The organism is Rhizobium sp. BK376 (genome assembly GCF_004341625.1).
Lineage (GTDB): Bacteria > Pseudomonadota > Alphaproteobacteria > Rhizobiales > Rhizobiaceae > Rhizobium.
In genome coordinates, this window is sequence record NZ_SLZG01000004.1 from 159845 (window position 1) to 179605 (window position 19761).

Sequence of the window (19761 nt, forward strand, 5' to 3'; positions counted from 1 at the left end):
TGCTAAAACAGCCGGAGTCATTATCTCTCGCTTACATCCTAAAGATCGCAAGGAAGGCAGTTTTGATCAATAAGCCAGTCTCGTTGAACGATAGGAATTTCCTATCGTTCAATATCAGCTTCTGCGAGAAGTCTTGCCTCATGCAACAAGGCCGATACGAGTGGCGTAAAAGGCTCACGATGTGTCGCAACCAGCCCAACGAGATGGTGCGCTGCCGGCTCCGTGATCGGAATAACCTGAATATCGGCGCGAAAACCGAAGGATTCCGCGACATTTTTCGGCATGATGCTCGCCCAGCGGCCGGTCAGCACATGCGAAAACAACAGAATCATCGAATTCGATTCGAGCGTCGGATTGGCCGCCGATCCGGCATCGGCCAGATGACGATTGATGATCCGGCGGTTTTGCATGTCCGCGGTCAATAGACAAAGCCGAAGACTGCCGACCTCTTTCCAGGTCACGCTTTTTCGCTCCGAAAGCGGGCTGCCTGAGGCGGTGACGAGGTGATAGCGCTCCTCGTAAAGCGGCACGCTGGTAACCCGGCCGAGCGGTTCGTCTTCGAGATAGGTGATGCCGGCATCGATCTCCAGATTCTCGAGCATGCTTAGAACCTGCAGCGAGTTTCGCGACATGATCGAAAAGGTAACGTCGGGATGCCGTTCCTGGAAGGGCGTCGTGAGCCTCTGCAGCATGGCAAGCGCCGTCGGGATGGCCGCGATTCGGATATGGCCCGCAAGCCCCTTGCGCGCCGCCCGCATCTCCTCGCGCATCGTGCGGGCATCGCCGACGATGCGCCGCGCCCACTCCAGGACACGCTGACCTTCCGGCGTCAGCCCCTGGAAGCGCGATCCGCGGCTGACCAGCATCACTCCGAGCTGCTCCTCGAGCTGCCGAATGGCCGCCGACAAGGTCGGCTGTGTAACGCCGCACTCTTCGGCGGCACGGCCGAAGTGCTTTTCATTAGCAAGTGCGATGAAGAATTCAAGCTTGTCGATCATTCCGGCCTCCGGCGGAGCTAATCGGCTTCTAGCAGATCAGCTGGCCACCATTCACCTCGATCACCTGCCCGGTGATATAGCCCGACAGGGTCGGCGCCGCCAGGAACAGATAGGTAGGCGCACAATCCTCCGCGGTTCCGAGACGCTGCAGCGGAATGGTGCGACGCGTCTGTTCGAGCTTTTCCTTCGAGGAATAGCGCTCGTGGAAGTCGGTGGTGATGGTTCCCGGAGAAACGCAATTCACCCTTATGCCGTCAGGGGCCAATTCGCGGGCAAGGGCCTTGGAATAGGTGGCAACGAAGGCCTTCGATGCCGAATAGATCGCCGAACCCGGGCTGCCGCCGGTCAGCGCCGAGATCGAAACAGTGTTGATGATCGCCGCCTGGCCTGACGCTCGAAGCAAGGGAAGCAAGGCTCGCGTCACCTCGACGACTGACGTCTGGTTGAGTCGCACGACATGTCCATACTGCTCGTCGGTCAGTTCGCCGGCGGGAAAGCGTCCGACCATGGTCCCGGCATTGTTGACGAGAACATCGACCCGATCGAAGACCTTTGCGGCAGCGGCTGCAAAATCCCTCGTGCCGTTCTCCCGCATGAAATCTGCCGGCACCAGGAAGGCGCGGCGCTCGCTTTCCGCGTCCAACAGAAATTCCGGCAGGTCCCGATCGCGATCTCGACCGGTGTGAACCAGCACGCGCGCATTGCAGTCCAGGAACTGGCGCGCGACTTCCAGCCCGATCCCGCGCCCGGCGCCTGTGACGACGACACTGCGATTCTCAAACAGCTTCGGATGAAACACGACAACCTCCCGCCGCACAAACCGGACAGCGGCAATTGCGGAATTTTCGCTTTACCATATGATCGGCGAAAACGAAAGGAAGGCAACGTCCATGTTTCTGTCCGGACGACAGGCCGAGATTCTTGAAATCGCCAAAGCCGAAGGCAGGGTTCTTGTCGAGGATCTCGCGCAGCGCTTCTCGGTCACCCCGCAAACCATCCGCAAGGATCTGAACGATCTCTGCGACGGCCATGTCCTCTCGCGGATCCATGGCGGCGCGATCTTTCCCGGCGGCACCGAAAACGTCAAATACGAGGCGCGCCGCTCGATTGCTGCGGTCGAAAAGCAGGCGATCGGGCGCGCAGCAGCCGGTATCATTCCCAACAACGCCTCTCTCTTCATCAATATCGGGACGACGACCGAAGCCGTTGGCGAAGCACTTCTGGATCATCACGAGCTGATGGTCATCACCAACAATATCAACGTTGCCAATAAGTTGCGCCTCTTCCCATCGATCGAGGTGGTCATTGCCGGCGGCGTGGTGCGCGGTTCGGACGGCGGCATCGTCGGCGAAGCGGCGGTCGATTTTATCCGGCAGTTCAAAGTCGACTACGCCGTGATCGGCGTTTCCGCCATCGATGAAGATGGCGCGTTGTTGGATTTCGACCTGCGCGAAGTCAAGGTCGCACAGGCGATCATCGCCAATGCGCGACATGTCATCCTGGTCGCTGACTCCACCAAGTTCGAACGCGCCGCCCCTGTGCGCATCGGCCACCTGTCGCAGATCCACACATTCATAACGGACCAATGTCCGCTGCCCTCCCTCAGAACCATTGCGGAAGAGAACGATGTCCGCCTGATCGAAACCTCGTTGCTGGCTAATGGCTGACAACATCGGCCCACTTCACAAAACATTCGTTTGACATTCGTATTACTTTCGTTTTAGCTGGATTTATTTTCAAATCCTCTTATCTAAGCCATGCCGGAGAAAGCAATGAGCGGCCAAGCCTATGACCTCTTCGTGATCGGAGGCGGCATCAACGGCTGCGGCATCGCGCGCGATGCGATCGGTCGCGGTTACTCCGTGGCTCTGGCGGAAATGAACGATTTTGCCTCAGGCACGTCATCAGGCGCCACCAAGCTGATCCATGGCGGCCTGCGCTATCTCGAACATTACGAATTCCGTCTCGTGCGCGAATCCTTGATGGAACGCGAGGTGCTGTGGGCGATGGCGCCGCACATCATCTGGCCGATGCGCTTTGTTCTGCCCTATCACAAGGGCGGCATTCGTCCGGCTTGGCTGATCCGCCTGGGCTTGTTCCTTTACGACCACCTCGGTGGCCGCAAGCTGCTGCCGCCGACGGCAGTGCTGGACATGCGCCGCGATCCGGCCGGAAAGCCCCTGAAGGCGCTGTTCACCAAGGCTTTCGAATATTCCGACGGGTGGGTGGATGACGCCCGCATGGTCGTCCTCAACGCCCGCGATGCGGCCGATCGCGGCGCAACCATCATGCCGCGCACCAAGGTCGTCTCCGCCCGCCGGGAAGGCACTCTCTGGGCCATCGAGACGGAAAATACGGAGACGGGCGAGCGGAATTCGTTCCGGGCGCGCATGCTAGTCAACGCCGCCGGTCCCTGGGTGGATCATGTCATCAGGGGCGCGATCGGCCGCAACGAGGCGCGCCATGTTCGCCTCGTCCAGGGCAGCCATATCATCGTGAGGAAGAAGTTCGACGATCCACGCGCCTATTTCTTCCAGAACCCTGACAACCGCATCATCTTCGCCATTCCCTACGAGCAGGATTTCACGCTCATCGGCACGACCGATCGCGACTATGACGGCGACCCCAAGGATGTGAAGATCTCTGAGGAGGAGACTACTTATCTTTGCAATGCCGCGAGCGAATATTTCAAGGAACCGGTAAGGCCGCAGGATATCGTCTGGACCTATTCGGCCATGCGCCCGCTCTATGATGACGGCGCATCCAAGGCTCAGGAAGCTACCCGCGACTACGTGCTGAAGATCGAAGGCAATGCGGGGGAAGCGCCGCTTCTCAACGTCTTCGGCGGCAAGCTGACCACCTATCGCCGCCTCGGTGAGCATGCGCTCGAAAAGATCGGCGAGGCGATCGGCACCAAGGGGCCGCCCTGGACTGCCAAAAGCCACCTTCCCGGCGGCGACTTCCCGGCCCAGGGCTACGAGACCGAGGTCGGCAAGCTCAAGTCCCGCTACGCCTTCCTCGCCGACGCCCATGCCCGCCGGCTGGTGCGGCGTTATGGGACGCGGGCAGCGATGATATTGGGCGATGCGCGCGCAACCGAGGATCTTGGAAGAAACTTCGGCAGCGATCTCTACGAGGCAGAAGTGCGCTATCTCATTGCGCAGGAATGGGCACGGACATCAGCCGACATTCTCTGGCGCCGGTCGAAGAAAGGCCTATATCTCTCAAAGGACGAGGCAAGCGCGCTGGAAGATTATGTGAAACAGGCAACCGCGCAGACCATGAACGCTTAACACTTTCATGGGTCGAGCAAACGCGGGCCGGGTCCCTGTTTCGACAGCATGTCCCAGGGATTGCGAAGCGGGCAGGATTCGATCGACAGGCAGCCGCAGCCGATGCAGCCGTCGAGATGGTCGCGCAGATCCTGCAAATGGCGGATTCGGGCGTCCAGATCGTCCTTCCATTTCTCCGACAACGCCTTCCAGTCGGTCGCCGTTGGCGTGCGCCCCTGCGGCAATGTGCTGAGCGCAGCCTGGATTTCGGAAAGCGGAATTCCGACGCGTTGGGCCACCTTGATAATCGCGACCCGACGCAGCACCTCACGCGCATAACGACGCTGATTACCGCTGCTGCGAATGCTCCCGATCAAACCCTTCGTCTCGTAGAAATGCAGCGTCGAAACCGCGACCCCGCTGCGCGTCGCGACCTCGCCGACCGTCAGCAAGCGGCCAAAACGGCCCGGTCCCGCATCATGTGATTCCATCGGAATACGCCTCTTGACCTCAATGTTACTTGAGGTTTTATAACCACCACACCGAACGGCGTAAAGCAGGAACAACTGAAATCGGACCTCCCAATGGGAGGCACCGATACCGGCATTCCGTTTCAGGCAGGTGCGGAAGGCCGGTCGGATGCCCGGATCGCGTCCCCCCGCGACCCGGGCGTCCGCTGGAAAAATCAGATAAAACACGGATGCGACTGGCCGAATTTTCTTATTGCGCCCTCGAAAGGCCGGTGCTAGCTTCCGCGCCATTCACAGGGGAGCTCCGTATTGCCGGGGCTGAGATGTGAGGCGCCATGCCTCTGGACCCTTCAAAGCTGATCTGGGTAATGCCAGCGGAGCGAGGTAAAAATGTATTCCGGCGCACAAGTATCCCTGTATCCCATGTCCGGCGATTTCGCCGCGATCATCCTTGATGCCATTAGGGCACTCGATCCCTATCGAGACCGCCTGCGTATCGAAACCGACGACATCTCGACGCTGATGATCGGCCCGCCGGACGTGCTCTTTTCGGCCATGCGCGACCTCTTCGTCTTTGCCGCCCGATCCGGCGCACATTGTGTCCTGTCGGCCGCCGTCTCGCGCGGCTGCCCGGGAGGGCCGGACAGCGATCCGATCTGCGGCATCGATAAGCGTCTCGGGCAAGACACGCCGCTTGCCGTTCGCATCGACGAGGCGCTTGCCGCCGTAAGCGCAACCGAGGACACAGGCCAACCGGCCGCGGCGCAATTCGCTCTTTATGTCATGGGCTCCGACAATCACATGGACGAGATCGTCGGCTGCATCGACTTCCTGAAACAGTCGGGAACATTCGACCGGGCCAAAAATTTCGTCACCAAACTGCGCGGCGACGCTGGCCCTGTCTTTGCAACGCTGCAGGAAGCGCTCTTTCGCTTCGGGCCGGCAGAAGGCCACGTGACGCTGGATATCACGGTATCGGCAAACAGCCCGACCAAGGCCTGATCTCGGAAAATCCGATCATGAGTTTGCATTCGTCCTCATCGCCCGGCACGGGATTCGCCCGTGCATGCCTCTCCGCGCTGCCCGCCATAACAGCGGCAGCCGCCTTCGTCGTCCTGTGGGAGCTCTATGCCGACCTGTCAGGCATACGCCCCTCAACCCTGCCGGCGCCCTCCCGCGTTCTTGTCCAGGCCTGGATGAACCGCGAAGCGCTTGCCGCCAACACCTGGCCGACGATCGGCGCCACGCTGTCGGGCTTTGCCTGCGCGCTCGCCGTCGCCTTCGTCTTTTCGGTGCTGATGGATTTCGCGCGGCCGATCCGCCGTGCCCTGTTTCCGCTGTTCGTCATCAGCCAGACGCTGCCGCTGGTCGCGATCGCCCCGCTCATCGTCTTATGGTTCGGCTTCGGGCTGCTGCCGAAGATTCTGCTTGTCGCGCTCGTGACCTTCTTCCCGATGCTGGTCGCGCTGCTTCAGGGCTATGAGGCGACGGACAGGGACATCGCCGAACTGCTGGTCTCGATGAAGGCCTCCCGCTGGCGGATTTTCTGCGCAGCGCGCCTGCCATCTGCCCTTCCCTATTTTTTCGCGGGTTTGAGAATATCCGTCACCTATGCCGTCGTCGGCGCGATCTTTGCGGAATATGCTGGCGCCGCCAAAGGGCTAGGCATCTATATTCTCACCGCCAAGAACAATTTCCGCCCGGATCTCGTCCTTGCCGCTGTCCTCGTCAGTGCCGTCCTGACGCTGATCCTCTTTGCCGTCTGCGTGCTTCTCGGCCATCTGGCGATGCCGTGGCGGCGAACGGATGAGGGGTCGTCATCATGAACGAACACCGGCTGGAACTCCGCAATGTCGCGAAAAAATTCGGTCCGCTTGCGGTTCTTGGCGATGTCTCGCTGACAGTCAGCGAAGGCGAATTCGTGACCATTGTCGGCCCCTCGGGCGCCGGCAAATCGACGATCCTGCGGATGCTGACTGGAACCGACAAGCCCGAGTCAGGCGATATCCTGTTCGACGGCCGGCATCTGAAGGAAAGCAGCGCGAGTTTTGCCTTCATGCCCCAGCGCGATGCGCTTATGCCCTGGCGCCGGATCATCGATAACACAACGCTCGGCCTCGAAGTTCAGGGGATGAGCCGCAGCCAGGCGCGCGCCAAGGTCGCTCCGCTGTTCGAGCCCTTCGGTCTAGCAGGCTTCGAACATCATTATCCGGCTCAGCTTTCCGGCGGCATGCGCCAGCGCGCCGCGCTGCTGCGCACCGTGGTTCAGGACAGCGACATGCTGCTGCTGGATGAGCCCTTCGGCGCGTTGGATGCCCTGACCCGCACACAGATGCAGGAATGGCTGCAGACGATGTGGACGGATCATCGCTGGACCGCGCTGCTCATCACCCATGATGTGCGCGAAGCCGTGTTCCTCTCCGACCGCATATATGTCCTCTCCCCGCGCCCCGCGCGGGTATTGCGCGAATTCAAGGTGCCGCTGCCGCGCCCGCGAACGCTCGCCGACCTCGGCTCGTCAGCCGCCCGGCAGATTGAAACCGAAATCCTCGAAAGCCTCCTTCATCACAGCCTGAGCTGAAAAGAGACCACCATGCCGCTTATTACACGCCGCCAAGCCCTCGCATTCACCCTTGCCGCAGCCCTGCCCATCTCCCGTTCCGCGCTGGCCGCATCGGCGCTGACCAAGGTTTCCGTCGCGCTCGACTGGACGCCGAACACCAACCATATCGGCCTCTATATCGCCCAGGCGAAAGGCTTCTACAGCGATGCCGGGCTGGATGTTGCGATCCTGCCTTATACGGACACCGATGCGGGAACACTGGTTGCCAACGGCGTTGCCGATTTCGGCGTTTCCGGCGCGATCGGCCTCTTCACCCAATGTGCTGCCGGCGCCGAGATCAAAGGCGTCTACGCCATTGTCCAGACGGAAACCGGCCGCGTCGTCTTCAACGATGATCGCAAGGATATCCAGCGTCCGAGGGATCTCGACGGGAAGACCTATGGCGGCTTCGGCAGCGCCTGGGAAAGCGCGCTGATCTCGGCCATGATCCGCAACGACGGTGGCAAGGGCGAGGTAAACACCGTGACCCTCGGCACGTCGGCCTATGAAGCGCTCGCCAACGGTTCGGTCGATTTCACGCTCGAAGTCTACACCTGGGAAGGGATCGAGGCACAGCTCGAAAAGAAGGCAGTCCGCCGCTTCCGCTATACCGACTATGGTGTCCCGGACGAGCAGACGACCGCCATTGTCGCCGGCAATGCCTTTCTCGACAGCAATCCCGAGGCCGCCCGCGGCTTCATCCAGGCGACCAAGCGCGGCTATGACTACGCCGTCGATCATGCCGACGAGGCGGCCGACCTGCTGATGTCTACAACCGGTGGAGCGCTCACCAATGCGGATCTCGTCAGGGCGTCGCTCAAAGCGCTGATCGACGGGCACTATCTGAGAACCGCGGACGGCAAAAGCGGCATCTTCGACCCCGCCGAGGCCAGTGCGATCGGCGATTTCCTCTTTACCAACGGCATCCTTCTCGATGCCCAGGGCGCCAAGCTGAAGGACAAGCCGGACGTATCGCGCTACTATACTAACCAGTTCTTCTCCTGATCGGCTGACGTTACGGCCCTCCGCGCGACACACCTTGTCGCGCGGGCTTCCATCCCCTAACCAGAGAGCGGGTGGAGGATCGGCGAAATGTGGACTGAGCGGGAGACGAGGCTGGCGGGTGCGGATTTCATCCGTGCCTTGGCATGCCTACTGGTGCTGGCCCACCACCTCGTCCTTCGGCTGGATGTCAGCAAGGTTGACGGTGCGTTGCGGCCCGCACTAGAGCTGACACGCTTCGGCAACTACGGCGTTGCCCTATTCTTCGTGCTGAGCGGCTTCCTCCTCGCCCGTCCGTTTTGGACCGCGTTGGATCGGGGGACCGAGATACCTTCGCTGAAGGTCTACGCCCTTCGCCGCGCCGCCCGCATCCTGCCCGGCTTTTGGGTCGCGCTCACCGTTGGCTTCGTGCTCGGTTTCACCGTCTACGATTTTCCTCTGGATGGGGAACTCGCCGGACGCTACGTCGCCGGCTTCCTTCTCATGAGCCAGTGGCATTGGCGGACCTTCTTTCCCGTCCAGGGCGACGGACCTCTCTGGTCGATCCCCTTCGAGACGACATGCTACGTGCTGCTGCCGCTCTGCTTTGCCGTTTTGTTTCACAACAGCGCCCGGCTTTCCCGACAGACTTCGCAATGCTTGGCGTGGCTGGGAATTATCGGGCTTGTTCTCCTTTGCCACTGGCTGATCGCCACTTACGCCCCCATAGACGATGTCAGGAGAGGCTGGGATTTCGGCTTCCAGGGCGGCGCCAAGGAATGGATGCCGCGATACAATCCGATCGGCTTCTTCGCGATCTTTGCAACGGGCGCACTGGCATCAGGCATCCACACCTGGCTGCCGGCGAAGCGGTCGGTGCTCTACGACATTCTCGGATTTCTGGCCCTCATCGCGGGCGCAGCGCAATTTCCAATATCTATTGGCGGGCCTTGGGAAGGTTACGGCTGGCTCGGCATACCCTATCGCTTTCCCTTCCTGCCGCTCGCGGTAGCAGCCGCCCTCTGCACGCTGCCGCGATCGGTCTATCTCGGAAAGATGCTGGATAATCCCATCATCCGTTATATCGCCACCATTTCCTTCGGCATCTACATCTGGCAGGATATCGTCATCTCGTTGATCAAGCAGACCTTTCCCGGAAGCTTCGGCGGCGCGGGTGACGTCCTGTCAGGATGGATCGTCTCGAGCGTCCTCGCAGCCGTCCTTCTCCTCCTGATCGCCACAGTGAGCTATTTCTTCCTTGAGCGGCCGATTATCCTCTGGGCGAGAAACCTCGAAGGGCGCACACAGCTTCGATCTGTCAATCCGTAAGCTTCGACCGACGGCCTAAGCCTTACGGCTCTGCATCCCTAACGCAGCCCCCTCCACGATCAGCGCAAGGCCAGCCTCGAACAGTGCCGCATGCCCCTCATGCCGGTAATGCGCCAAAGCCTTCGCCGTCAGCGGATGATCCTTGGCCGCAGCATCGAGCCTGTTTCCACGATTTGGCGCGTCCGGAAAATCCGCCTGCTCCTCCAGCACGCAGCCGACGACGTAGCGGCCGATCGCCACGAGGATGTCCATGGCGAATTCCTCGGTCATGCCGGCCCCGACCAGAACCCGCATATGCGCCTCGATCAAATTGAGATTGTCCGGATTGGCCTCGGTGCCCGCATGGACCCGCGCTCCATCCCTGTAGGCAAGGAGTGCCTTGCGGAAGCTGCGGGCATCTTCCAGCAGGAAGCGCTTCCAGTCGGCGCTATCGAATGCCCAGTCATGCCGATGCCCGCGCGCCAGAATTTCATCGTTCATGGCGTCGAGAAGCGCCCGCTTGTTCCTGAAATGCCAATAGAGCGCCGGCTGGCGCACATTCAGTCGCTCGGCCAGGAGACGTGTCGAAAGCCCGTCGATCCCAACTTCGTTGAGCAACCTCAACGCCGCCTCGACTATCGCCGCCCTATCGACTTTCATATTTGGCCCACTTTCATATTTGGTCCCCGCTGCCGTTGATTTTTAAATTTATCATCGATAAGGAACTTATCAGTGATAAATTTTGAGCTTTCCAATGCAAAACATGCTCCCCGTCATCCTGGCGACCATCGTCCTTGATGCCGCCGGCATCGGCCTGACATTGCCCATATTGCCGCGCCTCCTGCAGGAGGTCGGCCATACGAGCGAACTCGGCTGGCTTTTCGGCGCGTTTCTCAGCCTCTACGCGCTGATGCAGTTTCTCTTTTCACCCGTGCTCGGAGGCCTGTCGGATCGATTCGGCCGCAAACCCGTGTTGCTGGTGTCGCTTGGCGGCGCTGCCGTGGACTATCTCTTCATGGCTTTCGCACCGTCGCTTTGGCCGCTCTTCATTGGCCGCGCCATCGCCGGCATAACCGGCGCGAACATGGCGGTTGCGTCAGCCGTTATCACCGACCTGACGCCGGAGGATCAGCGGGCGCGACGGTTCGGGCAATTGAGCGCCTGCTTCGGCATCGGCTTCATAGCCGGCCCGGCAATCGGCGGTCTCCTGGGTGAAGTGTCGGTGCGCACACCCTTCATCGCGGCTGCATTCCTCAATGCCGTCAACCTGGCGCTTGCCTTTTTCACACTTCGGGAAACACGCCAAAGAGATACAGAGGCACCGGAATCGAAGAACTCCCTTTCTCCTCTCGGCACGTTGCGATGGGTTTCAGGGCTTGGCGGGCTTCTTCCTCTGATCGGAGCCTACATCGTGCTTGCCCTTCTCGGCGAAGTCGGGGGCACGATCTGGGTTCTCTATGGGCAGGACAAATTCGCCTGGTCGCCCGATCACGATCGGCATATCGCTCGCCGGCTTCGGCCTCTTCCATGCGGGCATCCAGGCGTTTGTCGCAGGACCGATCTCCGAGCGCTGGGGCGAACGCCGCGCTCTGCTGATCAGCATCATCACCGACAGCATCGCCTATATCCTCATCGCGTTTGCGACCGAAGGCTGGATGGTCTTCGCATTGCTGCCGCTATTTTGCCTGGGCGGCATTGGGGCGCCGGCGCTGCAATCGCTGCTGACATCAGGCGTGCGCTCGGACCAGCAGGGCAGGCTGCAAGGCGTGCTGTCCAGCATGACCAGCCTTGCCTCGATCGTCGGCCCGCTATTGATCAGCACTGTGTATTTTATGAGTCGGTCGAGTTTTCCGGGCCTTGTATGGATTGCCGGTGCAGCACTCTACTGGCTCTGCCTGCCCGTCTTTCTCAACCGCTCAAAGGCGCAAGAGGTATCGCGGAGCCAGCCTTAACGAAAAGGCCGCCCAACGTCATTGTCGGACGGCCAATCAATGGGAAGCGACATCCAGCCCGAAAACCGAACCGGATATCGGCGTAGCCTAGAAGCGGGTGGACTTCAGCCGATCTTCATCAAGGGCGATGCCGAGGCCCGGCGCCTCTCCCAGCTCCAGCCAGCCCCTGCTGTGCTTGAGCGGCGTCACCAGCGGATAGTCGCGGCGGCTCTCGCTCCATTCCGGATTGTCATAGGGATATTCGAGCCAGGCTGCATCGGCAACGCCTGCGGTCAGGTGCGCATTTGCCAACACACCGATGCCGTTCGTCCAGGAATGCGGCGTGAACTGCACGCCTGCCTCCCGTGCCTGGTAGGCAAGGCGGCGGCAGCCGGTGATGCCGCCGACGAGCGCCACATCGGGCTGGATCACGTCGAAGGCGCGTTCCTCGATGATATCGCGGAACTCATAGAGTTCGCGTGTCATCTCGCCGCCGACGATGCGGACGCTGGTTGCCTGCTTCAGCTCCTTCATGCCCTTGCGGTCGGAGCGGAACAGCGGCTCTTCCATCCAGTGGATATTGAGCCGTTCCAGTTCCTTGGCGACAGCCAGTGCGTCCTTGAAGGTCCAGGGAAGCGTCGTGTCCCAGGGCATGCGCCAACCCTGATTGCAATCGACCATCAGCTCCAGCTTCATGCCGACGCGGGCGCGGATCGCCTCCAGCGCCCTGACGTCGTCGCGCCAACTGCCGCGGCCGCCTGACGAAGACGAGAAGCGCACCTTCATGGCAGGAAAGCCCTCTTCGAGGTAGCGCTCGGCCTGGTCAGCCATCTGCTCCGGCTCGCGCAGCACGCCTGATGAGGCATAGAGCCGGACACGATCGGAGCGGCCACCCAGCATCCGCCAGACGGGCTCGCCAGTGATCTTGCCCGAAAGGTCCCACAGCGCCAGATCCATTGGCCAGCAACGGCCATAGTGGAAGTTGATATGCGACAGCACCTCGTAGTGCCGCTCCAGATGTCGGGGGTCCTGGCCGATGAAGAGATCCTCATGGCCTTCGAACCCCTTCATCAGGTCGCCTGAGCCGATGCCCTGACGACCCTCGTCATCGGTCACGCGCACGATCGTCGCGTCGAAATGGCGACGAGGCCTGCCATCCCAGCTCGCCTTGAACGGCGGATCAAGCGGCAGGCGATGGTGGGTGATTTCAACAGATACGATCTTGCTCATTTAGCTCTTCCCTCTTTTATCTTTGGCGCGTGCGGCAAGCCCCTCATCCGCCTGCCGGCACCTTCTCCCCGCTTGCGGGGAGAAGGTGGTATTCGGGGCAACCTCTCCACCCCTCTCCAACCTGTCACAAGGCACGTCCCCTCTCCCCGCAAGAGGGGAGAGGGTTAGGGTGAGGGGCCGACTACGGCAAGTCCGAAAACAGCGACAGCCGAATTACCCGAACTGCTGCCAGATGGTCTTGTAGTCACAATATTTGTCGATCGCATGCACCGAGCGATCACGACCGAAGCCGGATTGCTTGAAACCGCCAAACGGCGTTGCGAAATTCGACATGTCGTAGGTGTTGACCCAGACCGTACCGGCATGAAGCTCTTCGGAGAAGCGGTGAGCGCGATCCATATTTTTGGTGAAGACGGCACCGGCAAGACCGTAGATCGTGTCGTTGGCGATACCAAGCGCCTCTTCCTCCGTGTCGAAGGGAATGGCGGCGAGCACGGGGCCGAAAATTTCCTGCCGCGCCAGGCTCATGTCGTTGGTCATATCGACGAAAACGCCGGGCGAGATGTAATAGCCGCCGCTCTCGCTCATGACCTGCTCGGCGCCGAAGGCGCGACGCGCGCCTTCCTTCTCGCCGGCGGCGATCATGCCGAGTACCTTCTTCATATGCTCTTCCTCGATCAGCGCGCCGATCTGCGCCGACGGATCGAGCGGATGCTTGAGCGCGATGTCGCTCTTCGTCACGGCTTCGATCTTGCGGATCAGCTCGTCCTGCACCGAACGCTGAACGATCAGGCGGGTGGAGGCGTGGCAGGTCTCGCCGGAATTGTAGAAGCAGCCCCAGGCGGCGGCGGCGGCGGCAGCATCCAGGTCCGCATCTTCGAAGACGACGAGCGGCGACTTGCCGCCGAGCTCCAGCGCCACGCGCTTGACGTTGGATTGGGCAGCATAGCCCATGATCAGCTTGCCGACTTCGGTCGAGCCGGTAAACGCGATCATGTCGACATCCATGTGCAGTGCCAGCGGCTTGCCGGTCTCTTCGCCATAGCCCGTGACGACGTTGAGGACGCCGGCGGGAAGACCGGCTTCGAAGCCCAGCTGCGCCAGGCGAATCGCCGAAAGCGAGGACTGCTCCGCCGGCTTCAGCACGACGGAATTGCCGGCCGCAATCGAAGGACCGAGCTTCCAGGCATCGATGATCATCGGATAGTTCCAGGGCGTGATCGCGCCTACGACGCCGATCGGCACCTTGCGCACCAGCGCGCGGGCATTCGGCCCCGTCGGCGCGATCTCGTCATACATCTTGTCGATCATTTCGCCGTAATACTGGATGCCGTCGGCGCAGAGGCGCACATCGACATTAAGCGACGCCATGATCGGCTTGCCGACATCGATGGTTTCGAGCATTGCCAGCTCTTCGCCATGGGCGCGGATCAGCTCGGCCCATTTCAGCATGATCTTCTTCTTTTCGAGCGGCTCCTTCTTACGCCAGACACCGCTCGCGAAAGCGGCGCGCGCTGCGGAAACGGCGGCATCGACATCGGCGGCATTGCCGCGTGCAAGCTCAGCGCCCGGCTGGCCGTCCATGGGACGGATGCGGGTGAAGGTTGCGCCCGAAGAGGAGGCGACGAGCTCGCCGTTGATGAAGTGGCGACCCTCAGGCTTGATGCTCGAGAGGACGTTTTCCCAATAAACGCGCGTGAATTCTTTTGTCATCTCAAATCCCTTTCGGAAGCGCCATCACGATGGCGGCGAACTGATCGATATCGGCATCGCTGATCTCACGAATGGTGGAGCGGCGCATCGGATGGTTTTCGGGTGCGCGCATCTCATTGGCGAGATCGGCAGCAGTGAAGGGCGCAAAGGCGGCCGGCAGAGCACGGACGATGCCGCAGCGGTCCATCAGGTCCGAAACGAAGGCCGGCAGGGCAGCGGCGTTTTCAAGGCCGCAAGCCTTGGCAGCGGCATTGAGATCGGCCGTATCCTCTTCGACCAGCCAGGCAAGCGTCGCCTCAAAACCGAGCGCGGTCGCAAGACCATGATGCACCGGCGCAAGCCCCGCCAGGGCATGACTAACATTGTGGGCAATCGCCGTGCCGCAATTGTCGATCGCGATGCCGGCAAAGCAGGAGCCGAGCAGGACGTCTCCGCGCGCATCGAGATTGGACGGCTCCTTGACGGCCGTTTCCAGCGATCGCGTGATCAGACGAAGCGCCTCATGGGCATAAAACTGCGCGCCGCGATGGGCATTGCGGTTCGTTGCCGCCTCGAAAGCGTGGATGAAGGCATCCATGCCGCACCATGCCGTCAGATTGGCCGGGAGCGTCGTCGTCAGCGCCGGATCGAGCAGGACGAGATCGGCCTTAGTCTCGGCGCCCCAGATCCAGAGTTTTTTGCCTTCCGGGCCGGCAAAGATATTGGTCGCCGAGGTCTCCGACCCAGTGCCGGCGGTGGTCGGGATCATGATCTTCTTCAGCGGGTTCTTCGGTAGCGGATTGGCCGCCAGAGCATAATGCATCGGGTCTTCGCCCGAGGCTGCCGAGCAGGCAACGATCTTGGCGATATCCAGAGCAGAACCACCGCCGATGCCGATGACCAGCTGCGCGCCCTTGGCGATCTCAAGGGCCGCGTGCAGATGCGCAAGCTTCGGCTCGCCGGAAAAATCGGAAAACACCGCCGTTTCGATGCCTGCGCCTTCAAGCTCCCGGCGCACCTTCTCGGCAAAGCCGGACTGGGCCAGAAAGCCGTCAATGACGAGAACAGCACGCTTTACGCCATCAAAAGAGGCTGCGGCAGAGGCGAGACCGGAGAAGACGCCGTCTCCGAAGCGGATTTCGGGAATGGAAGAGATCGAAAATGTCACGAGAGCACCGCAATTGAGTCGATGGAACGATGCCGATATTCATGCATCACAATTTCAGCTCTTCAAATCGGGCGATTTCTCAGGAATATTGATGATCTGAAGTTATGGAGAGCCGCTTGCTCGAAAAAATCCCGCTTGAAGCCTTCCGCGTTTTCGATGCTGCCTGCCGTCTGATGAACTTTTCGCGGGCTGGACGCGAACTCAACATCACCCAGGCTGCGGTCAGTCGCCGGATCAAGGGGCTGGAGGATCATCTTGGCGCGACCCTGTTCACCCGCCGCGGCCGCAACCTTGCCCTGACACCGGATGGAGAAAGGCTGTTTCAGCGCGTGCGGGCGACCCTGGAATATCTGGAGGAAAGCCTGGAACCCTTCCGGAGCGGCGGCGGCCAGATTATCTCGATCGCTGCCAGCGGTTCCGTGTCACACCTCTGGCTTGGCCAGCACCTGAAGGATTTCGGCAAGGAGAGCCCGAATATCTCCGTCCGCCTGCTGACGACAGACGCCCCGACCGAACTAGCGTCCGAGGCCAACGATCTCGTTATTCTTTACGCGACCGGCGAGCATCCGCGCTGGAACCTGACGCTGCTGATGAAAGAGGTGCTGATGCCGGTAGCATCCCCGGACTACCTAGCCAGACGAGGGCTGATCGCCGAAGAGCTGACGGTCGAGGATATCGCCGCATTGGACCTGATCGACTATGAGCGCTTCAACGCCCACTGGATCTCGTTTCGGCAATGGTTTGGCCGGGTTCCGCGTCCGCCGAAGATAAGGCTTCCGCGACCGCGGCTATCCTTCTCGACCTATATCATGGCCGTTGAGGCCGCCTTGCGTGGCGAAGGCATTGCCCTTGGCAGCCTTGGCCTGATCGAGGAACAACTTCGCGCCGGAACCCTGGTAACGGTTGGCAAAGACCATGTCGAAACCGGCTTCGGCTACTATCTCGGGACGCCACGCTTCCGCTCGCTTTCTCCCGAAGCGGTACAATTACATCGGCATTTGCTGTCGAATGACCGAGAAGAGCAATAATTCTTTTGGAAAGCACCCAATTTTGACCCCTTCAGGGTTAACCAGTTATTAAAGCGATAGATGACAAGCGCTATTGCAAAGTATATCTGTGACGCGCCTTCGAAATTGTCATATCAATTTAAGATTGAAATCCATGGCGAACCTATCCGACCGCAAGAGTAATTTTGTGAGCCGCCCGCTGGCTGTGGGCGATCTGTCACACAAATACATCAATGCCAATTCCAACGAATTGCGTGTCGGACACGCTCCAAGACGCGGTTTCGGCTTTCGCGCCCAGCTCGCCGCCAAGAGAGTGATCGATATCCTCGCTTCGGCCACGGCACTTCTCGTGCTGCTGCCACTCTTCCTTACTCTGGCAGTGCTCATTCGTATCGACAGCCCAGGGCCTGTCTTCTTCCGTCAGGTTCGCTGGGGTCAGAATGGCAAGAAAATCCAGGTTTACAAATTTCGCTCGATGCGGAACGATCTCGGTGATCCCACCGGCGTTGCGCAGACGGTCAGAAATGACCCACGTATCACCAATATCGGCGCCACGTTGCGGCGGACCAATCTCGATGAGCTTCCCCAGCTGATCAACGTGCTGAAAGGCGACATGTCCCTGGTCGGACCTCGCTGCCACGCGGTCAACATGTTGGCCGCCGGCCGCCTCTATGAAGACCTGGTGCCGAACTACCATCAGCGTCATCAAATGCGCCCCGGCATCACGGGGCTTGCGCAGATGCGCGGCCTTCGCGGCCCCACGGATCGCGCCGACAAGGCCCGCGCCCGCATCGCCTGCGATATCTATTACGTTGCCAATTTCAATCTCTGGCTCGATTTCAAGATCGTGATCGGCACCATCGTCTCCGAATTGGCCGGCGGCACAGGCTTCTGAAAGCTTCGCCCATATAGGCAACAAGCAAGCATATAGAGTGCAACAAAAAAGGCGGCCCGATAAGGTGCCGCCTTTTTTGCTGCTATCTTTTTTGCTGCTATCGTTTTGCAGAGTATCAGTCCGGCAGGACCGAGCCGCTCAGATGGGTCATTTCCATGATGAAGTGTTCGAGGCGCGACTTGTGCTCGTGGAACTCTGTTTCCTCGAGTTCGCGGCGCGCAGCGTCGATACGGCGCGTCAGCTCGTCACGATTGAGCTCCTCAACCGGGATGGCCGATTCAGCCAGCAGCGTGCAGCCGGTCGGAAGAATGTCGGCAAAGCCGCCGAACACAACATAGTTCTGCTTGGCGCCGGAGGCGGAACGAACCTTGATGAGGCCTGGCTTAATGGTCGTCATCGTGGGCGCGTGGTTGGCCATGACGGTCATTTCACCTTCGGTTGCCGGAATGACAACCTCGGCTACCATTTCCGACAGAAGCAAGCGCTCCGGAGAAACCAGTTCGAAATGGAAATTGTCAGCCATCAGTGACTCACTTTCTCGGATATCGCTTTTAGATCTTGCAGTTTAGTCCCGCAGAACGGGCAGTGCATTATTGCGTGATCGAGATAACCGAGACCTTCCTCGGTCTGGACCAGGCCCACCACCATCATCAGCACGCCGTTATCGGCGCGATAGATAATTGGAGCAGCGGGCTCCGGAAGCTCCGCCACGACTTCCCTGAGGGAGTCGCAGCAGAAAATCTCGTCGGACACGCTGTCGCTCATTAAGCGGCAGCAGCCAGCTTCTTGGCCTTTTCGATCGCTTCGTCAATGGAGCCGACCATGTAGAAGGCAGCTTCCGGCAGGTGATCGTATTCGCCGTTGACCAAGCCCTTGAAGCCCTTGAGCGTGTCTTCGAGAGCAACGAGCTTGCCCGGCGAACCGGTGAAGACTTCAGCAACGAAGAACGGCTGCGACAGGAAGCGCTCGATCTTGCGGGCGCGGGCAACGGCCAGCTTGTCTTCTTCCGACAGTTCGTCCATGCCCAGGATGGCGATGATGTCCTGCAGGGACTTGTAGCGCTGCAGCGTCGACTGAACCTTACGGGCAATTTCGTAGTGCTCTTCGCCGACAACCAGCGGGTCGAGCATGCGCGAGGTGGAGTCGAGCGGGTCAACAGCCGGGTAAATACCCTTTTCAGCGATCGAGCGCGACAGAACCGTCGTTGCGTCCAGGTGGGCGAACGAAGTGGCCGGAGCCGGGTCGGTCAAGTCGTCGGCCGGAACGTAAATAGCCTGAACCGAGGTGATCGAGCCGGTCGTCGTCGTGGTGATGCGTTCCTGCATCTGGCCCATATCGGTTGCGAGCGTCGGCTGATAGCCAACGGCCGAAGGAATACGGCCAAGCAGAGCCGACACTTCCGAGCCAGCCTGCGTGAAGCGGAAGATGTTGTCGACGAAGAACAGAACGTCCTGGCCCTGGTTACGGAAGTTTTCAGCAACCGTCAGACCCGTCAGAGCGACGCGAGCGCGGGCGCCCGGCGGCTCGTTCATCTGGCCGTAAACCAGCGCAGCCTTGGAGCCTTCGCCACCGCCAAGCTTGTTGACGCCGGATTCGATCATTTCGTGGTAGAGGTCGTTGCCTTCGCGGGTACGTTCACCGACGCCGGCGAAAACCGAGTAACCACCGTGCGCCTTGGCGACGTTGTTGATCAGTTCCATGATGAGAACGGTCTTACCGACGCCAGCGCCGCCGAATAGGCCGATCTTGCCGCCCTTTGCGTAGGGAGCGAGAAGGTCGACGACCTTGATGCCGGTCACGAGGATCTGTGCTTCCGTCGACTGCTCGACATAGGCAGGAGCATCCTGGTGGATCGCGCGCTTGTGTTCGGTGATCAGCGGACCTGCTTCGTCAACCGGCTCGCCGATGACGTTCATGATACGGCCGAGTGTTTCCGGACCGACCGGAACCGAGATCGGAGCGCCGGTGTCGCTGACTTCCTGGCCACGAACGAGACCTTCGGTAGCGTCCATGGCGATCGTGCGAACTTCGTTCTCACCGAGGTGCTGCGCGACTTCCAGAACCAGGCGATTGCCGTTGTTGCTGGTTTCGAGCGCGTTCAGAATGGACGGCAGGTCACCTTCGAAAGCCACGTCGACGACGGCGCCGATGACCTGAGTAACCTTGCCTGTTGCCTTTGCGGCGGGGGTAGCTGCCTGAGCCATATT

20 protein-coding genes, 1 pseudogene and 1 riboswitch are annotated in these 19761 nt (G+C 60.4%); of the genes and pseudogenes, 10 read left to right on the plus strand and 11 right to left on the minus strand.

Translation table 11 applies throughout. The features are described from left to right. Positions 1-101: 101 nt before the first annotated feature. Together EV561_RS12815 and EV561_RS12820 are read right to left on the minus strand one after the other, a co-directional pair. Positions 102-998, minus strand: coding sequence for a LysR family transcriptional regulator (locus EV561_RS12815; RefSeq protein ID WP_132521973.1), 897 nt, complete (start codon positions 996-998; stop codon positions 102-104). A gap of 28 nt (positions 999-1026) precedes the next feature. Then, positions 1027-1797, minus strand: coding sequence for an SDR family oxidoreductase (locus EV561_RS12820; RefSeq protein ID WP_132521975.1), 771 nt, complete (start codon positions 1795-1797; stop codon positions 1027-1029). A gap of 91 nt (positions 1798-1888) precedes the next feature. Between EV561_RS12820 and EV561_RS12825 the strand changes: the two genes are divergently transcribed. Together EV561_RS12825 and glpD are read left to right on the plus strand one after the other, a co-directional pair. Then, the gene (locus EV561_RS12825; RefSeq protein ID WP_132521977.1) at positions 1889-2665 is read left to right on the plus strand and encodes a DeoR/GlpR family DNA-binding transcription regulator; all 777 of its coding nucleotides are present in this window, start codon (positions 1889-1891) and stop codon (positions 2663-2665) included. Positions 2666-2770: 105 nt separating this feature from the next. Next, the gene (gene glpD, locus EV561_RS12830; RefSeq protein ID WP_132521979.1) at positions 2771-4291 is read left to right on the plus strand and encodes a glycerol-3-phosphate dehydrogenase; all 1521 of its coding nucleotides are present in this window, start codon (positions 2771-2773) and stop codon (positions 4289-4291) included. Between the two features lie 5 nt (positions 4292-4296). Here glpD and soxR read toward each other — a convergent pair whose 3' ends face one another. After that, positions 4297-4761: a redox-sensitive transcriptional activator SoxR gene (gene soxR / locus EV561_RS12835; protein ID WP_132521981.1), complete on the minus strand. Its 465-nt coding sequence runs from the start codon at positions 4759-4761 to the stop codon at positions 4297-4299. A gap of 264 nt (positions 4762-5025) precedes the next feature. Beyond that, positions 5026-5140: riboswitch (TPP riboswitch) on the plus strand. Here soxR and EV561_RS12840 point away from each other — a divergent pair. The 5 genes from EV561_RS12840 to EV561_RS12860 all read left to right on the plus strand — a co-directional run bounded on the left by EV561_RS12840 (position 5131) and on the right by EV561_RS12860 (position 9652). Next, on the plus strand, positions 5131-5742 hold the full coding sequence (locus EV561_RS12840; protein WP_132521983.1) for a YkoF family thiamine/hydroxymethylpyrimidine-binding protein: 612 nt from the start codon (positions 5131-5133) through the stop codon (positions 5740-5742). It overlaps the preceding riboswitch by 10 nt. A 17-nt stretch (positions 5743-5759) precedes the next feature. After that, on the plus strand, positions 5760-6566 hold the full coding sequence (locus EV561_RS12845; protein ID WP_132521985.1) for an ABC transporter permease: 807 nt from the start codon (positions 5760-5762) through the stop codon (positions 6564-6566). Continuing rightward, positions 6563-7321, plus strand: a complete 759-nt coding sequence (locus EV561_RS12850; RefSeq protein WP_132521987.1) for an ABC transporter ATP-binding protein — start codon at positions 6563-6565, stop codon at positions 7319-7321. Before EV561_RS12845 ends, EV561_RS12850 begins: the two co-directional genes overlap by 4 nt. A gap of 12 nt (positions 7322-7333) precedes the next feature. Then, a complete protein-coding gene (locus tag EV561_RS12855; protein WP_132521989.1) occupies positions 7334-8347 on the plus strand; it encodes an ABC transporter substrate-binding protein in 1014 nt (337 codons plus the stop codon). A gap of 87 nt (positions 8348-8434) precedes the next feature. Continuing rightward, a complete protein-coding gene (locus EV561_RS12860) occupies positions 8435-9652 on the plus strand; it encodes an acyltransferase (protein ID WP_132521991.1) in 1218 nt (405 codons plus the stop codon). A 15-nt stretch (positions 9653-9667) separates the two neighbouring features. Here the strand turns inward: EV561_RS12860 and EV561_RS12865 are convergent, their stop codons facing one another. Further along, complete coding sequence (locus EV561_RS12865) at positions 9668-10291, minus strand: TetR/AcrR family transcriptional regulator C-terminal domain-containing protein (protein ID WP_132521993.1); 624 nt, start codon at positions 10289-10291, stop codon at positions 9668-9670. A gap of 13 nt (positions 10292-10304) precedes the next feature. Beyond that, entirely contained in the window at positions 10305-10490 is a 186-nt protein-coding gene (locus tag EV561_RS37855; protein WP_245512668.1) for a hypothetical protein, read from the minus strand. Between EV561_RS37855 and tet the strand changes: the two are divergent. After that, positions 10446-11583 (plus strand): annotated as a pseudogene (gene tet, locus EV561_RS12870) (Tet(A)/Tet(B)/Tet(C) family tetracycline efflux MFS transporter). The gene EV561_RS37855 and the pseudogene tet overlap by 45 nt on opposite strands. An 87-nt stretch (positions 11584-11670) precedes the next feature. Here the strand turns inward: tet and EV561_RS12875 are convergent. From EV561_RS12875 to EV561_RS12890, 3 genes are all read right to left on the minus strand, one after another. Continuing rightward, complete coding sequence (locus EV561_RS12875) at positions 11671-12792, minus strand: mandelate racemase/muconate lactonizing enzyme family protein (RefSeq protein ID WP_132521995.1); 1122 nt, start codon at positions 12790-12792, stop codon at positions 11671-11673. Positions 12793-13005: 213 nt separating this feature from the next. Beyond that, entirely contained in the window at positions 13006-14505 is a 1500-nt protein-coding gene (locus EV561_RS12885; protein WP_132521997.1) for an aldehyde dehydrogenase family protein, read from the minus strand. Between the two features lies 1 nt (position 14506). Next, a complete protein-coding gene (locus EV561_RS12890; RefSeq protein ID WP_132521999.1) occupies positions 14507-15652 on the minus strand; it encodes an iron-containing alcohol dehydrogenase in 1146 nt (381 codons plus the stop codon). Between the two features lie 116 nt (positions 15653-15768). Between EV561_RS12890 and EV561_RS12895 the strand changes: the two genes are divergently transcribed. Together EV561_RS12895 and EV561_RS12900 are read left to right on the plus strand one after the other, a co-directional pair. Beyond that, positions 15769-16680 carry a LysR substrate-binding domain-containing protein gene (locus EV561_RS12895; RefSeq protein ID WP_132522001.1) on the plus strand — a complete coding sequence of 304 codons (912 nt, stop codon included), beginning with the start codon at positions 15769-15771 and terminating at the stop codon, positions 16678-16680. Between the two features lie 229 nt (positions 16681-16909). Beyond that, positions 16910-17554 carry a sugar transferase gene (locus EV561_RS12900; RefSeq protein ID WP_245512666.1) on the plus strand — a complete coding sequence of 215 codons (645 nt, stop codon included), beginning with the start codon at positions 16910-16912 and terminating at the stop codon, positions 17552-17554. A 115-nt stretch (positions 17555-17669) separates the two neighbouring features. Here EV561_RS12900 and EV561_RS12905 read toward each other — a convergent pair whose 3' ends face one another. From EV561_RS12905 to atpD, 3 genes are read right to left on the minus strand one after another with little or no spacing between them, the layout of a single operon-like run. Beyond that, complete coding sequence (locus EV561_RS12905) at positions 17670-18077, minus strand: F0F1 ATP synthase subunit epsilon (protein WP_132522005.1); 408 nt, start codon at positions 18075-18077, stop codon at positions 17670-17672. Beyond that, positions 18077-18319: a hypothetical protein gene (locus EV561_RS12910; protein WP_132522007.1), complete on the minus strand. Its 243-nt coding sequence runs from the start codon at positions 18317-18319 to the stop codon at positions 18077-18079. The genes EV561_RS12905 and EV561_RS12910 overlap by 1 nt, the downstream gene beginning before the upstream one ends. Further along, positions 18319-19758, minus strand: a complete 1440-nt coding sequence (gene atpD, locus EV561_RS12915; protein ID WP_132522009.1) for a F0F1 ATP synthase subunit beta — start codon at positions 19756-19758, stop codon at positions 18319-18321. Before atpD ends, EV561_RS12910 begins: the two co-directional genes overlap by 1 nt. Positions 19759-19761: the final 3 nt, after the last annotated feature.